The 14,722-nt window shown below is 46.1% G+C and carries 14 protein-coding genes; 7 read left to right on the plus strand and 7 right to left on the minus strand.

From position 1 onward, the window contains the following. The first annotated feature begins 162 nt into the window (after positions 1-162). Together QT998_RS12165 and QT998_RS12170 are read left to right on the plus strand one after the other, a co-directional pair. Positions 163-423, plus strand: coding sequence for a hypothetical protein (locus tag QT998_RS12165; RefSeq protein ID WP_194011035.1), 261 nt, complete (start codon positions 163-165; stop codon positions 421-423). Positions 424-614: 191 nt separating this feature from the next. Beyond that, positions 615-785: a hypothetical protein gene (locus tag QT998_RS12170; protein ID WP_194061315.1), complete on the plus strand. Its 171-nt coding sequence runs from the start codon at positions 615-617 to the stop codon at positions 783-785. Between the two features lie 322 nt (positions 786-1,107). Here the strand turns inward: QT998_RS12170 and ppk1 are convergent, their stop codons facing one another. The 3 genes from ppk1 to QT998_RS12185 all read right to left on the minus strand — a co-directional run bounded on the left by ppk1 (position 1,108) and on the right by QT998_RS12185 (position 6,231). Further along, positions 1,108-3,288, minus strand: coding sequence for a polyphosphate kinase 1 (gene ppk1 / locus QT998_RS12175; protein WP_333092876.1), 2,181 nt, complete (start codon positions 3,286-3,288; stop codon positions 1,108-1,110). Positions 3,289-4,216: 928 nt separating this feature from the next. Continuing rightward, positions 4,217-5,863, minus strand: a complete 1,647-nt coding sequence (locus tag QT998_RS12180; protein ID WP_333092875.1) for a DUF6930 domain-containing protein — start codon at positions 5,861-5,863, stop codon at positions 4,217-4,219. 245 nt (positions 5,864-6,108) lie between these two features. Next, positions 6,109-6,231 (minus strand): hypothetical protein, encoded by a 123-nt coding sequence (locus tag QT998_RS12185; protein ID WP_333218018.1) that lies wholly within the window; start codon positions 6,229-6,231, stop codon positions 6,109-6,111. 82 nt (positions 6,232-6,313) lie between these two features. Here QT998_RS12185 and QT998_RS12190 point away from each other — a divergent pair, with 82 nt between their 5' ends. From QT998_RS12190 to QT998_RS12200, 3 genes are all read left to right on the plus strand, one after another. Then, the gene (locus QT998_RS12190; protein WP_194011029.1) at positions 6,314-6,667 is read left to right on the plus strand and encodes a HesB/IscA family protein; all 354 of its coding nucleotides are present in this window, start codon (positions 6,314-6,316) and stop codon (positions 6,665-6,667) included. Positions 6,668-6,764: 97 nt separating this feature from the next. Further along, positions 6,765-7,181 carry a tetratricopeptide repeat protein gene (locus QT998_RS12195; protein WP_194066269.1) on the plus strand — a complete coding sequence of 139 codons (417 nt, stop codon included), beginning with the start codon at positions 6,765-6,767 and terminating at the stop codon, positions 7,179-7,181. A gap of 198 nt (positions 7,182-7,379) precedes the next feature. Continuing rightward, on the plus strand, positions 7,380-7,577 hold the full coding sequence (locus QT998_RS12200) for a hypothetical protein (RefSeq protein WP_172187588.1): 198 nt from the start codon (positions 7,380-7,382) through the stop codon (positions 7,575-7,577). 394 nt (positions 7,578-7,971) lie between these two features. On the opposite strand, the gene QT998_RS12205 is transcribed toward QT998_RS12200, so the two are convergent. Further along, a complete protein-coding gene (locus QT998_RS12205; RefSeq protein ID WP_333116896.1) occupies positions 7,972-9,603 on the minus strand; it encodes a DUF3352 domain-containing protein in 1,632 nt (543 codons plus the stop codon). 149 nt (positions 9,604-9,752) lie between these two features. Here QT998_RS12205 and thyD point away from each other — a divergent pair, with 149 nt between their 5' ends. Beyond that, a complete protein-coding gene (gene thyD / locus QT998_RS12210; RefSeq protein ID WP_333092893.1) occupies positions 9,753-10,679 on the plus strand; it encodes a thylakoid membrane protein ThyD in 927 nt (308 codons plus the stop codon). Between the two features lie 210 nt (positions 10,680-10,889). On the opposite strand, the gene QT998_RS12215 is transcribed toward thyD, so the two are convergent. Beyond that, entirely contained in the window at positions 10,890-11,429 is a 540-nt protein-coding gene (locus QT998_RS12215) for an REP-associated tyrosine transposase (RefSeq protein WP_333092872.1), read from the minus strand. 308 nt (positions 11,430-11,737) lie between these two features. Here QT998_RS12215 and purU point away from each other — a divergent pair, with 308 nt between their 5' ends. Then, entirely contained in the window at positions 11,738-12,592 is an 855-nt protein-coding gene (gene purU / locus QT998_RS12220) for a formyltetrahydrofolate deformylase (protein ID WP_333092871.1), read from the plus strand. A 487-nt stretch (positions 12,593-13,079) separates the two neighbouring features. Here the strand turns inward: purU and QT998_RS27490 are convergent, their stop codons facing one another. Then, positions 13,080-13,265 carry a leucine-rich repeat domain-containing protein gene (locus tag QT998_RS27490; protein WP_442921610.1) on the minus strand — a complete coding sequence of 62 codons (186 nt, stop codon included), beginning with the start codon at positions 13,263-13,265 and terminating at the stop codon, positions 13,080-13,082. Positions 13,266-13,654: 389 nt separating this feature from the next. Beyond that, positions 13,655-14,599: a glutathione S-transferase family protein gene (locus tag QT998_RS12225; RefSeq protein ID WP_333116987.1), complete on the minus strand. Its 945-nt coding sequence runs from the start codon at positions 14,597-14,599 to the stop codon at positions 13,655-13,657. Positions 14,600-14,722: the final 123 nt, after the last annotated feature.

Genomic DNA, 14,722 nt, shown 5'->3' on the forward strand with positions numbered 1-14,722 from the left:
CCAAAACTTATCCCGCTTTCCCCAGCGGCCTTGCGACTGGTAAATATCCGTGTAAATTGTGTGGCGCGGGTTCCAGAAGGCAATCGAGATCGGCAGTATCATTAAAGTATAGAGATTTGAACTCGCGATCGACCATCTTGCCCTTTCAACCAATTTTCGGACATGATCAAAGACGAAGACAGAAAAACTGCGGTAACAAACAAGTCGGTTCTAGAGCAGATTAACTCGCTCAAACGCGAAGATGAAAGGCTTTATAATATCTTAGCGATCGATGTCTGGGCCCTAGCCAAGACGATGGACGAATATCAACCGGGATTTTGGTCGGCTTTTATGAAAAATCGCGAGAAAGCTCTGAAGCGATTTTTAACTGAAGTGATGAAAAATAAACCCGCAGATTCTAAACGTCCGCCTTTTCTGCGTTGAAGTTTAGCTAATTTTTTGAGGTACAATCAAAATATAACACAGATTCAAAAACCCCGATCGCGTTCGTCACTTACAATATAAAAAACAGTGAAGGACGAACTCAGAAATCTATGTCGGCGAATTAAAAATTCTCGTCTGTTCGCAGGGGGAATGTCAAATATTTTTGTTAATAGTAGCAAAGGCGAAAAACAATGGATGCACAGACAATTAAAGAGCGCGTAGCAGAAATCGAAATCAAGCGGGAATCTCTCGTGCGGCTGTTAGACCGATCGGACTTGGGAGCTCTGAGAATCGATGTCAGTCAGGCGATCGAGGAAATTGACGATTTGTTAGAAGAATTTAAGCGTACTTTTAACAGTTAAGCAGTCAATAGTCATTAGTCATTAGTCATTAGTTGTTAGTTGTTAGTTGTTGGTTGTTAGTTGTTAGTTGTTAGTCAACAGTCAACAGTCATCAGTCATTAGTCATTAGTTGTTAGCTAAGCGGCAGCGCATTTAATTTTTATAGTTATGTTAGTAAAAATTTTGTGGCCCCCAGAACCCGCCATGACATTGAAAATTAAATGCACAATAGCTTAGGTAACAAGAACAGACAACTGCTAACTGCAAATTTTACTAACAACTAACAACTAACAACTAACAACTAACCACTAACAACTAACCACTAACAACTAACCACTAACAACTAATTCATCGCCATATCCATCAAAATCTGTTGGGAACTAACCTCCGGGTTATTAGCAGGCGGCCGCCGCTGAGAATAGTGTCCCCCAGGCTGCAAATCCCAGGCTTGACGGTTATCCGCCAACATCACACCCAAAATTTCTTGTAACTCCATCACTATAGTCGGATCTTCCACTTGGACGATCGCCTCAACCCGTCTTGTAAGATTGCGCTGCATCCAGTCAGCAGAACCAATATACACCTCTTCGTCGCCACCGTTGAAAAAATAAAACATCCGCGAATGCTCTAAAAAGCGGCCGATAATACTGATAACCTTGATATTTTCGCTAACACCCTCAACGCCCGGACGCAAACAGCAAATCCCCCGCACAATCAAATCAATTTTAACTCCCGCTTGCGAAGCTTCGTACAAAGCAACAATGATTTGAGGGTCAACTAAAGCATTCATTTTAGCAACAATCCGGCCGCAGCTACCCATGCCGCTATCACCATTCGACCGACAGAATTCTGCCTCGCGGCGGATTAATGCTAAAAATCGATCGCGCATATTGACCGGCGCAACCAACAATTTTCGATAAGATATCTGCCGCGAATAACCGGTTAAATAATTAAACAAGTCCGTCAAATCCGCACCCAAATCTTCGCGACAACTCAACAAACCCACATCAGTATACAGTCCAGCCGTTTTCGGGTTGTAATTTCCCGTGCCGATGTGGACGTAGCGACGAATAAATCCGTCCTCGCGGCGCACTACCATCACAATCTTGGTGTGGGTTTTTAGTCCCACCAAACCGTAAACAACGTGCACTCCAGCTTGTTCTAACTTGCGAGCCCAATTAATATTATTTTCTTCGTCAAACCGGGCTTTAAGCTCGACTAAAACGGCTACCTGCTTGCCGTTTTCCGCTGCTTCAATTAAGGCACTGACGATCGGCGAATCACCAGAAGTGCGGTATAAAGTCATCTTAATGGCTAACACGGAGCGATCGTGCGCCGCCTCAGTAATAAACCGCTGCACCGTCGCCGCAAACGAGTGATAGGGATGGTGCAGCATCACATCTCCCTGGCGGATAGTCGTGAAAATATCCTCACCATCCTCAACATCCAACATCGATTTGCCTAAAACTGGCGATTGCGAATTCCGCAAGCGCGGCGGCACCACCGGAGTCCACGGGGGGTCTTTCAGTTCCGGCACCGGCAGCCCGACAAAAGACATCAAATCCTTGAGGCCTAGCAGCCCCTCTACGACGTAAACATCCTGCTCCCCGAGATCCAACTCATCCTTCAACATATCTCGCACAGCAGGCGGCATAACCGCTTGAATTTCCAGGCGCACCGCAGAACCTGTAAACCGACGCTTGCGGAGTTCCTGTTCTATAGCCAGCAGCAAATCCTCCGCCTCATCTTCCTCCACAGTCAAATCAGCATTGCGAGTAATGCGGAACGGGTGATATTCCTGAATGTCCATCCCCGGAAACAAAGCCTCTAAATTGTGCGCGATTACCTGTTCTAGAGGTACCCCCGTCCACACAGGAGACTTGCCTTTTTGCTGCCACTGCAAATCCCCCGGTAGCTGCAAAAATCGAGGCAAAACCTGCGGTACTTTGACGCGGGCAAACAATTCCTCCTGGGTGTTCGGGTCTCTGACAACAACTGCTAAATTGAGGCTGAGATTGGAAAGGAAAGGGAATGGGTGGCTGGGGTCAACTGCTAAGGGTGTGAGTACGGGAAATACTTGTTCTTGGAAGTAGCGGTGCAAGTAATTGCGCTGTTCTTGATTGAGGTCGATGTAGTCGAGAATGTGGATGCCGTTTGCTACTAATTTCGGCCGCAGGGTTTGGTCAAAATAGGCGTGTTGTTGTGTAACCATCGGCAACAAGCGCTTGTAGATGCCATCTAGCTGTTCTTGGGGCTTGCTGCCATCGGAGGTCAATTTGCTGACTTTTGCTTCTACTTGCTGCTTGAGTGCCGCCACGCGCACCATAAAATATTCGTCTAGGTTTGAGCTAAAAATAGCGAGAAATTTGAGTCTTTCTAGGAGGGGCGTGCGGGGGTCTAGGGCTTCGTGGAGCACGCGGTTGTTGAATTCCAGCCAGCTTTGTTCTCGGTTGAAGTAGTATTGCGGGTCACTGAGGTTGATTTCGGTGTAGGTTTTGGTGGTGGTCTTTTTGGGCTTGGACATGGTTTGGGAGTCTTGGGGGAGGCGAGCGTGATGGCTTTGGTGAATTAATATTGTAGGTTAAAGAATTTGTTCGTATCTGTTTTTGCTCGATCGCACTTAGGCATTGCACAACCCGAAAATCCGCCAGAGATTTCAACCCCTACCGGACTTTCGGAGTGCCGAAACCCCCAAAATCACGCACCAATCCCCCCAATCCCATCCTGCACCGCCTGCAACAAATCTTCTCCATCCACCGCCAAATTTGTTAGCCGCAATTCCAGCGGTATATCGGTAATTAAATCAATGTGCAGTTTTTGCAGCCGGTTTTTGAGCTGCAGAATTAATCCCTTGAATTCCGTGGCGTTGCGGATTGCGGGGATGTCTGGCTCTGCGGAGAAAATTGTTTGATATAGTTGGGTACAGAGTTCTATTAATTATTCTAGATACTCATAATTTACACCTACTAATCGCTGCATTTCTTGGTTGTTTTTTTTTAAGTTCATTTAATAGACCTCTCATCTCCTCGCGGTCAAAACAACTAAGGATCGAAAACTTAATAACTTCAGCAACTCCTACAGTCCTCTCTCCCGTAAATTGCAAGATCGAAGGAGGCTCTTCATCGCCCCATAACAATTACCAGGAAGGGTTTAGTAACGAGCAATCACTTAAATTATTAAATTCTCATTCCTAAATTTATAGTATTTGACTACAACAATTTTCTAGTTTTGAGAAATAAATCTAAGAATTAAACAACTATGGTGCGCTGCACCATACATGATTTTTACATTTTCCTCTTCCTTATTCCTGATATAACCTTTCTCAAAAAAGTGAGGTATGCCCTATGCCCGGTTTTGCCTATGCCCTATTGCCGACAGTACCTCATCTTTCGCTCGAAAGGCTATATCAACTTTTCCTATCAACCATCAACCATCAAATATCACCTCTTCCTTCAAAACATCGGCATCAACTCAAGCGGGCCAATTCCCAGGTCTTTAGCAGATACCCAGCGCACCTCAAATAAAGCGATCATATCCTTAAATTGAGGCTGACCGCGAGAAGCACCCATCAAGCCTTTAGCAATCACCAAACCGCACCAACCGTTCGTTAACTGACAGCGGTGCTCCCATTTTTTGCGAGCTTCCTGATGCACCGGGTCGTTTTCATTAAACTCCCCAAATAAATAGAGTTCTCCATTTTGAGCTTGCAAAATACCCAAATCGTACTGCTCGTCTTGAAAAGGATCTTCGCCCGGATTAAAACAAATTGCCTTGACCCCTCCAGCTTCTTTCAAATCCTGAATCATAGTTTTTGCCTTCGGATTGGAAGTTTGGATCATCACCACAGGCAAACCGTCTCCGTCGGCATTAATATCAACTTCTGCACTTTGGTGAAACTGGGCATTTCCTCGCAGAAACTCTACCGTTTGCCAAGGTACGACACCGAGACTCAAGAATGAATTTGGCGGCACCAAATCGTCCCGCAACAGTGGCATTTCAAATTCATCATCCTCATCATCATCATCGTCATCGTCGAGCATCTCTAATAATTCGACAGATACCTCGGGCATTGTCGAAACTTTAACGGATATCTGCTGAATTTCTCCATCAGGCTGCGGAACGGGGATGCGGTAGCGACTGCTGAGAGTGGGAAATGTATCTGCTCCCAATTTCCGGCGACTGTTGCGGAAAAAGCGATGAAATGCTTCGAGAGCAACTAACATCGTCAGAGCTTCTTCTTCGTAAAGAATCGATCGCAATCCTTCTAAAGGATGCAAATTACCAAAGTTCGGTTCAATTTCCGATGGAGGCAAATCGGCTAAATCAATTTCGTCGTCTTCATCATCTTCATCAAAATCGGCTGCACTTTCAAAGGTGAGAAACAAACAGTCCTGTCCTAAAAAAGCCTGTTCTAAATCTTCAAAAGACTCATCGTTGACGACTCGCTCTCGAAACCGCTTCAAGGATTCTAGAGAACGGTACAGCAAAACTCCGTAATCCATTCTGCCTTGTCCCAATACAGACACGTAGAGGCTGGCAACATCCCACTGATTGATTTCAATAGATATAATTTGGTGTTCTCTCAAAGTCCGCCACGGAGCATCATGCCAAATTTGAGCGGCTTTTTCCATGAGAACTTCGGCGTACTGAGGGGGTAATTCGGGAGGTCGATTCACAGCGACCTCTTCCATTCCCCGAAAGATTTCGTCAATTAGGGGCAATTCCGGTACGTAGTCAATGGAAATTGCCAAATCTTGAAGTACGCCGCGCAGGTAAAATTGAATTTCTCGGTTTTTGACTACTATTTTTTGGGGGCGGACTGCGGGAGCCGGACTTTGGGGATGTTCCATTGCTCGCAGCAGAGCCCGGACGATCGCCTCTGGGCCGGCATCTGGCCCTACCACGTCCATAGCCCTCACGACGCCTTCAGAGCCGTCCACCCAGAGAATGCACTCGCCACCAGCTTCGGGATCGTTGTCGTCCTCTAGCATCATGTGCGAGTCAGCATTAGATAAGGGTCGGCGGTCGCCCTCCCACACGCTGGGAATTTGAGGTAAGTTTTGTAACCGACGAAGAGTAGAGCGATTCAGCGCTGCCATAGAGTAAGCCCGTTGGGTGAAGCATTGTTGCGGTGCCGGTAGCCGGTCAACCGCTGCTTCTCAATCATAAACCCTATGGGGGGAGAGGACATCAAGCTGTTGGCAGTTGGCAGTGGTTAGTTGGCAGTGGTTACTGGTTAGTTGGCAGTGGTTAGTTGGCAGTGGTTAGTTGGCGGTTGGCAGTGGTTACTGGTTAGTTGGCAGTTGGCAGTGGTTAGTGGTTAGTGGTTAGTTGGCAGTGGTTATTAGCTAACGCCAACAGCCAACAGCCACCAGCCACCAGCCAACTGCCAACCGCCAACTGCCAACCGGCAACTGCCAACCGCCAACTGCCAACCAACCGCCAACTGCCAACTGCCAACTGCCAACCGACTACTGACTAATTCCCTGTACAATAGAGGGATAAGATTAAACTCTTAGCATTAGACAGTCTCAGGAGTTCGGCAAATTATGACTCAAGCCATTTCACAAAAGCGAGGGATTCAAATGACGGACTCTGCTGTCCGTCAAGTTTTAGCTCTTCGAGAAAAACAAGGTACAGACCTCTGCTTGCGGGTAGGGGTGCGCCAGGGCGGCTGTTCTGGTATGTCTTACGTGATGGACTTCGCAGACCCGAGCACTGTGAAATCCGACGATGAGGTGTTTGACTACGATGGTTTTCAGGTAGTGTGCGATCGCAAAAGCATTCTTTATCTCTACGGCTTGGTGCTAGACTTCAGCGATGCCATGATCGGGGGCGGGTTTAAGTTTACCAACCCCAACGCTACTCAGACTTGCGGCTGCGGTAGTTCTTTTTCTACCTAAACTTAAAATAGGGCGTGGCACCGAAAGTTATTAATTGTGCCATGCCCTGTTCGATCGATCCAACATTCCCAATCTCATATTCTCAATCTCAAATCGCATGACTCCAGAAGAATTGTTTAAAGAAGGTTTCGATCGCTACCAAGCTGGCGAAGCCCCTGCCAATCTGATCCCCGTGTTCAAAGAAGTGTGCGAAAAAGCTCCCAAAAATGGCAACGCCTGGGCTAGCCTCTCGTGGCTGTACCTCTTGGAAAATAAACCCACATCTGCTCAAAAAGCCGCCAAAACAGCCGTTAAACTGAACCCTCACGACCCCCAAGCTCGCATCAACCTGGCAGTCGCGATCCTCGATCTTAAAGAAAAAGGAGTGCGTCCCCACGTAGAAGTCGCTCAGCAACTTCTGATGGCTTCCGAAGAGTTGCTGGACGAAGTTAAAAAAAATTTTGAAGACGGATTAAGCAGAAAACCGGACTGGAAGAGTCTCGCCCGTGTCAAGCAGTGGCTTTTAGAGCCGTAACTGCGGATAAAAGCCGAGTTGTGAGCGGGGATCAAGGAAATAAGGTTGGGAATTTATTACGATTTCGTAATAAATCAATAAATAACTTTATGGAAAACTCAGAAAGTCAGTGCTAGTATTTGAAGACTTAGACGATCGACAAACCCGCTCAACGGTTTTTAGACTTGACTACCATAAATAACTAGGAGTTGTAACGATATGAGCAACGACAGCCACGTTAACATCAAACCAGCTACCCGCAACCACAAAGGTTTCTTTATTCAGCCAGCTTCTTACAAATTGATGAGCATCGATAAATCCGGCTGGGCCTTGATTTGCATGGACAAAGCAGTTTGTCACTATGTAGATCCTGATGACTTGCAATTGCCGAATAAGTCGGGAATGTCTGAAGGTTAATCTATAAGTTTTGAGAGACATTAAAATGCTTTATTTGAGTAGCTGCCCTCCCTGGAGAGGCAGCAACTTTTTTTTGAGAAGTTATTGGTTATTGGTTATTGGTTATTGGTTATTGGTTATTAGTTATTAGTTATTGGTTATTGGTTATTGGTTATTTGTTATTAGTTATTGGTTATTAGTCAGTAGGGGCGGTGGATGGTGCGTGCCCGCCCTCCTGCCGTCATCAGTCATCAGTCATCAGGAAGAAGGAAGAGGGAAGAAGTTGTGTACGGGATGTAACGGATCGAAATAAGTTGGGCAACGGATTTTGTAATGGATTTAATGGATAGAAAAATTATCAATTCCCGATCGCCAATTACCAATTCCCGATTCCCAATTCCCAATTCCCGATCGCCTAATTGTGAGATTTTAAGGCAAACAGCATTTCAAGCTTAGCAGTTGTCGGTTCTGTCGAAGTTGTCGCTACGCTAACTCCTCGGAGAGAATTGAGCAAATCAGCCACTGGTGGCGAAACTAAATTGGGCTGTACTGCGAGTAAATAACGGTTGGCCCAAGACATGGTTTTTTCCATATCTATGTAAAAGTAACCTTGGTTGGCTTGCGGTAAAGAAGTGGCGATCGCCTGAAAACTCGGACTGCTGCTTAGCGGCTGGGGTGGCGTCGAAGTAATCACATCAACTAAAGGCCCGCCGAAAGCGACAAACACAGAATTTTCATTCAGCCAACCGTGCCCGAATAAAGTGCCTTGCTGGGGTATTTTCCATTCCGTAACTTCCTTTCCTTGAACTTGTCTGGGGGCGACGCTGACTGTAGGATTGCTTTTGGCGATCGCATCGAGTTTTTTCAGGGTTGCTTCTGCAGCAGGGCGATCGCTAGTTTCAAAAATCATCGCCGCCCCCATCCCCAACTGAGACAAAATACCTCGATCCGAACCGATCGCCCCGATCGCAAATTCCCCATTCATCCACCCAAAAACATCGCGATCCGCATCCAAATCCAACCGCTTAAAACTATCGCGAACCTGCTGAATACCCCGATCGACTTCCGGGCTATCTTTTGCCTCTGCCGTCGCCTGCGACCAAATTTTATCCAGTCCCTTACCGCCGACTAAAGCAATAGTTTCGCCGGGAAATCTCGACAACAATTTCGACGAGGTTGGCGAATTTTTCTCAGGTAATTTAGGGTCTAGCTGAGCGATGGTTTTTACCCTCAATCCCGAACTGTCCGCCCCTATTCCCGCAACCAAAGACTTGACTTGTTTGAACTGCTGCATCACGGTCAAAAGCGGTTGCCAATCATCGGAAAAATTAGCTTTCAACTGCTGCATGGAGGCTGAATAATCAGCAATGTAAATAGTTGCGATCGGATTCTTTACCCCAGCACTCTCGGAAAAAAACTTAGTTGTACTCTGCTGGGTAGCGAGGGAAGGTGCTCCTTTAAAAGTGTCGATCGCCAATTCCACAGGCTTTCTCAAAGGAGCCATCACTAATTGGTCGTTCAGCAAAGCCACACTGTAGCGCTTGCCGGTTGGCTCTGCTATTTCCGAAATTTTAACTCCTTTATACTCAGTTTCTTGAATTGTTGCACCTTGCTGAGATTTTAATTTATTCGCAAAATTCCAAGCGCTAATTTTATTTTTCACGCTGACTACAACCAGCAGTTCAGGAGCCTCGGTTTTGGCAGCAGCATCAGGCGGCAGCAAAGCCACCATCACCCCCCCCAACCACGGCTTTAAGTCCCTGTCAAAGTCGATTTGAGTGCCTGCCAAGCTTTGTTCTTGAAAGGCCTTCAAACCCTGACCGACCAACTTTTGAGCCCCTGGCGTACCAAATTGCTGCAACTGAGCCAGCGCTTGGGGATTGGGGGAGATGAAGGCGGCCATCGTTGCTTCGTCGGGTACAACTTTGGCACTTTCTTGAGGGTTTGATATTTGTTGGCTCAAACCCTGGAAGTAAAAGTAGACCGCGACGCTACCTGCTGCGACGGCGGCGGCAGCAATTAGAAGCTTTGGTTTTTTTGCAGGCATTGTTTTTGATTCTCGCGTCCTTTATCAGTTTAATGAAAATCTAGTTGGCTGGTGTGGAGGCGATCGAGGCTGCTCTTGATTTTTGTATAATTCAAAACAAGTTTGGACGATCGTGTAAACTGCTGTTGATATCAAGTGCGGGAAGAAAGATGAAAGTAGCGATCGCGGGAGCAACGGGATTTGTAGGTAGCCGGCTGGTGGAGAAACTGCAAGCCGCCGGACATCAAGTGGTGGTTTTGAGCAGGGATGCGGCGAAGGCTGGGCGAGTTTTTCCGCCTTCAGCTTATCCGAATTTGGAAGTTGTCGCCTACACTCCGGCGTCGTCTGGTGATTGGCAAAACTCGATCGCAGGCTGCGACGCTGTTGTCAATTTAGCTGGGGTTCCGATTGCGGAGGAAAAGTGGACGGAGGCGCGCCAGCAAGCAATTCTGGACAGTCGCAGACTGACGACAGCAAAATTGGTCGAGGCGATCGTCAATGCTAATCCTAAACCATCGGTGTTTGTTAGCGCATCGGCGATCGGCTATTACGGAACCAGCGAAACCGCTGAGTTTGACGAAACGAGCCTCGCGGGAAACGATTTTTTAGCAGCAGTTTGCAAAGACTGGGAAGCAGCCGCCCAACCTGCAAAAAATGCCGGTACAAGGCTAGCAATTTTGCGGCTGGGGATAGTTTTGGGAATGGGAGGTGCGCTGGCAAAAATGCTGCCACCTTTTAAACTATTTGCTGGCGGCCCAATTGGCACAGGAAAACAGTGGTTTTCTTGGGTTCATCGCGAGGATGTGGTTGATTTAATTTTGTACGCTTTGCAAAATTCGCAAGTTGAAGGTGTTTTGAATGCGACAGCACCGAATCCGGTGCGGATGAATGAATTGTGTCAAACTTTAGGGGAAGTTTTAAAGCGGCCTTCTTGGTTGCCCGTGCCAAGTTTTGCTTTAGAATTGCTGTTGGGAGACGGTGCTAAAGTTGTTTTGGAAGGGCAGAAAGTTTTGCCAAAACAAACTTTAGCTAGCGGTTTTCAATATCAGTATCCGACGCTGAAGTTAGCACTCGAAGAGATTTTAGCTGGTAATTAAATCCTGGTTTTTTAGATATCCCTCGTTCCCAGGCTCTGCCTGGTAACGCAGATCCAGAGGCTCCGCCTCGCTCCCTCCCTCGTTCCCAGGCTCTGCCTGGTAACGCAGATCCAGAGGCTCTGCCTCGCCTTAACCCTTGCCTGGTTGCCTGGTAACGCAGATCCAGAGGCTCTCTCTGCCTCGCTCCTTCAACTAAATAAATCATCCGACTCAACAATCTATCACATCAACTACCAACAATCCATCGCGATCGATATAATTTCGATAACTAGAATATCTCCAACAAGCTGGATCGTCCACATAGCCGCGCCTGACAGGATTATTGTGAATGTACTCCAATTTTTGCAACAGGATTTCCTCGTTCAAAATAGCTTGTGGGTGAAACCCTTCTTGCCATAGCTGGTATTTTTGGTCTTTTTTGTGTAGCTTTTTATAGAATTCGAGTTGCTCCAGGATGTTGGTAGTTTTGTTTTTTTCAAGCAAGTCAATTATAGAGCGAGCAGTAAATGATTTAAAATTCCTCATTTGCGTTGACAGTTCTGAAGAAGTTACGATTAAATGCAAGTGATTTTCCATCAGCACGTAACCGTGTAAAGCCAAGCGCTTCTCCCGTTGCAGAAAACTTAAGGAATTTAAGACTATTTGTGCTATTTCTGGCTGAATGAATATAGGAATCCAGTTGATAATTGTACAGGTGACAAAGTGCGGTTGGTTCTCGGAATATATTACTTTGTATCTGCTTCTGCCCATTGTGGCGATCGAGGGTTTTTTAGATGGTTAAGACGAGGCGGAGCCTCTGGATCTGCGTTACCAGGCAGAGCCTGGGAACTAGGTAAAACTAGGTAAAACTAGGTAAAACTAGGTAAAACTAGGTAAAGGGTTAAGACGAGGCGGAGCCTCTGGATCTGCGTTACCAGGCAGAGCCTGGGAACGAGGTAAACGAGGTAATCAAGACGAGGCGGAGCCTCTGGATCTGCGTTACCAGGCAGAGCCTGGGAACGAGGTAATTCTCGTATACTGTAAACTGTAAGCTGTAAACTTTAAACTGCTATTATACCATGACTAGCGCTACTGCAACCCTTTTAATTTCCTGTCCCGATCGCAAAGGACTTGTCGCCTTACTTGCTAATTTTATCGCTTCCCATAATGGCAATATTATTCATGCGGATCACCATACTGATTTTACCGCAGGATTGTTTTTAAGTCGTCTGGAATGGCAATTAGACGATTTCGACTTAAAAACCGAAGAAATTACACCAGCTTTTAGTGAAATTGCTCAGGATTTACAAGCAAATTGGCAATTACATTTCTCCTCAAAGGTTAGACGGATTGCGATCTGGGTAAGTCGTCAAGATCATTGTTTGTTAGACTTGATTTGGCGGCAGCGCTCTCAAGAAATCTGGGGTGAAATTCCGCTGATCATCAGTAATCATGAAAAATTAAAACCTATTGCTGCACAATACGGTATAGATTTTGAGTATATTCCCATCACTAAAGATAATAAAGCTATTCAAGAAGTACGACAGTTGGAAGTTCTTAAAACTTATAACATAGATTTAGTAGTTTTGGCGAAGTATATGCAAATTCTAAGTCAAAATTTTATGATAAAATTTCCCAACGTGATTAATATTCACCATTCATTTTTGCCAGCATTTATAGGGGCAAATCCTTATGAAAGGGCTTATGAAAGAGGGGTAAAAATCATTGGTGCAACAGCTCATTATGTTACGCCGGATCTAGATGCTGGCCCAATTATTGAGCAAGATGTTGTGCGCGTGAGTCATCGCGATGCAGTGTCGGATTTAGTTCGCAAAGGTAAAGATTTAGAAAGAGTTGTTTTGGCAAGGGCGGTGCGATATCATTTACAAAATCGTGTTTTGGTTTATGGCAATCGCACTGTTGTTTTTGCTTAATTTTTGAATTTTACTCGCGTTTTTTAGGTGACTTCACAGGTAAGGTATTTTTTGCGACAAAGTAAGTCGCTTTGAGGCAAAAAAACCGGGTTTTTTATTTTATTTTGCGACTATAAGCTGTGAATTTTTGTAAAAAAACCGGTTTTTGACTGTGCTTGTGTCTAGCAGTTTCATCTAGAAAGATGCGCGTCGGCTTGAGACTAAGCAGAAGAAAATCAGCAATCTTGGGAATGCGAGGTGCATGAAAGAGCTCCTCGCATTGTATTTATTGCAGGAGGTTACATTCTGGCGAATAATGTTTCAGCGTAGGCTCGATCGATCAATTGGCGAGCAACCGTCTGAATTCCCCTATGTTCGTAATAATTGGTAGTCATATCCAAAAATGTGGCGACATACAGCACTTCTGGATGTTATGAGGTACAGTAGCAGCAATTAGTAAACCAGTTTTTGAGATGTTTCGGATTAATTAAATCAAGAGCCACAGCAATTATGGTGTCAACCATTTTAGTTGGTTGTTTAGGAGGTAAAGCACTTGCAACTCGGAGAGGGATGCGATCGCCTCTGGCAGTTCCCTCAGTTGGTTGTAGGAGAGGTCAAGCCATTGCAACTGGGTGAGGGATGCGATCGCCTCTGACAGTTCCCTCAGTTCCAGACCGCTAAGATCGAGTGTTATTGCTCCCTCTTGTCACGCCTGTTCAATGCGTTGCTGTGCTCTCCGATCGCCCTCAGTTTCTAACATTGCCAATTCCTTGTTTTGATTTTTGTATATTAAGTTCGATCGCCTTTTGAGATAAAAGGGCGATCGCCAGACATAATTTGATTTTGAATATTGCTTAATCTCACTACAAAATAACATCAATATTTTGTCGATCGTGAGGTTTAAGTAAACTAGCTAAACCGGGTTTTTGAGTCCCTGGGCGTAGTCCAAGAAACCGGGTTTCTGCGATAATTTTGCCATCCCCACCAGATTTTGGAGAGAAACCCGGTTTCTGAGGCTTCACACATCACCCCCAAATCCCAGAAACCGGGTTTCTACAATAATTTACGCATCCTCACGAGATTTTACGAAGAAACCGGGTTTTTGATACCCGCGCGATCGTGAGCTTTGAGTAAACTCGCCGGATCGGGCCCAGCGGGGATAATGCAGCCGGGATTCAGCGGGAACAAATTGCCGTAATAATCGCGCTTCACAGCCTCCAAATCGCAAGTGCCCGCAACTCCCGGTAACTGGTACAAATCGCGCAGATAAGCTCCCAAATGCTCGTAATCTTGAATGCGGCGCACATTGCATTTGAACAAGCTGTAGTAAACTGCATCAAAACGGAATAGAGTAGTAAAAAGCCGCACGTCTGCTAATGTCACCCGATCGCCACAAAGATAACGACTCCTCAAGAGCGATCGATCGATCTCGTCTAAAACAGCAAACAATTCACTGCAAGCCGAGTCATAAGCAGCTTGAGATTGGGCGAAACCGCAGCGATAAACGCCGTTATTCACCGATTGGTAAATTTTCTCATTCCACTCGTCAATTTGTTCTCGCAAATCCAGAGGATAAAGATCCATTTGAGGATTGCTAGCAAACTCGTTAAACTCCGAGTTTAGCATCACAATTATTTCCGAACTCTCGTTATTGACGATCGTCTTTTTCGAGTCATCCCACAGCACCGGCACCGTACACCGCCCCTGATAGCCCGGTAAAGCCAACTGGTAAAGTTCCGGCACCGTATTGCAGCCAAAAGTCTCCGACTCCATCACCCACATTCCCCCTTCCGAGGGATAGACAAGAGACACGGATATCGCATCTTCCAGCCCTTTGAGCGCCCTCGTCACCAGAGTGCGGTGCGCCCAAGGGCACCCTTTACCCACGAAGAGGCGATACCGTCCCGCAGCGGGCCCGTGAGGGTTGTCTGGTGCATTGCTGACAAAGTTGCGGAAACTGCTGCTGGGGCGAATGTATGCTCCCGTGCGATCGGGCGGCGCTAGTTTTGACATCATTAATTGCCACATTGATGTCCAGACAAATTTGCCTAGCTTGACTGTTACCGATGAAGGAAGCGATTTGTTTTTCACAATGCGATTAAAAGAGGTTTGCTAAACATAATCTGCTTATTTTAACTCACATTGCGATAT

The sequence above is a fragment of the Microcoleus sp. S1D4 genome (assembly GCF_036700765.1).
Classification (GTDB): domain Bacteria; phylum Cyanobacteriota; class Cyanobacteriia; order Cyanobacteriales; family Microcoleaceae; genus Microcoleus.

What these genes read in the sequence shown, in the direction of transcription:
- QT998_RS12195 (WP_194066269.1), top strand. Translation starts at nt 6,765, where the DNA reads ATGACTCCAGAAGAATTGTTTAAAGAAGGTTTCGATCGCTACCAAGCT.
- QT998_RS12165 (WP_194011035.1), top strand. Translation starts at nt 163, where the DNA reads ATGATCAAAGACGAAGACAGAAAAACTGCGGTAACAAACAAGTCGGTT.
- QT998_RS12215 (WP_333092872.1), bottom strand. Translation starts at nt 11,429, where the DNA reads ATGGGCAGAAGCAGATACAAAGTAATATATTCCGAGAACCAACCGCAC.
- purU (WP_333092871.1), top strand. Translation starts at nt 11,738, where the DNA reads ATGACTAGCGCTACTGCAACCCTTTTAATTTCCTGTCCCGATCGCAAA.
- ppk1 (WP_333092876.1), bottom strand. Translation starts at nt 3,288, where the DNA reads ATGTCCAAGCCCAAAAAGACCACCACCAAAACCTACACCGAAATCAAC.
- QT998_RS12190 (WP_194011029.1), top strand. Translation starts at nt 6,314, where the DNA reads ATGACTCAAGCCATTTCACAAAAGCGAGGGATTCAAATGACGGACTCT.
- QT998_RS12180 (WP_333092875.1), bottom strand. Translation starts at nt 5,863, where the DNA reads ATGGCAGCGCTGAATCGCTCTACTCTTCGTCGGTTACAAAACTTACCT.
- QT998_RS12170 (WP_194061315.1), top strand. Translation starts at nt 615, where the DNA reads ATGGATGCACAGACAATTAAAGAGCGCGTAGCAGAAATCGAAATCAAG.
- thyD (WP_333092893.1), top strand. Translation starts at nt 9,753, where the DNA reads ATGAAAGTAGCGATCGCGGGAGCAACGGGATTTGTAGGTAGCCGGCTG.
- QT998_RS12200 (WP_172187588.1), top strand. Translation starts at nt 7,380, where the DNA reads ATGAGCAACGACAGCCACGTTAACATCAAACCAGCTACCCGCAACCAC.
- QT998_RS12225 (WP_333116987.1), bottom strand. Translation starts at nt 14,599, where the DNA reads ATGTGGCAATTAATGATGTCAAAACTAGCGCCGCCCGATCGCACGGGA.
- QT998_RS12205 (WP_333116896.1), bottom strand. Translation starts at nt 9,603, where the DNA reads ATGCCTGCAAAAAAACCAAAGCTTCTAATTGCTGCCGCCGCCGTCGCA.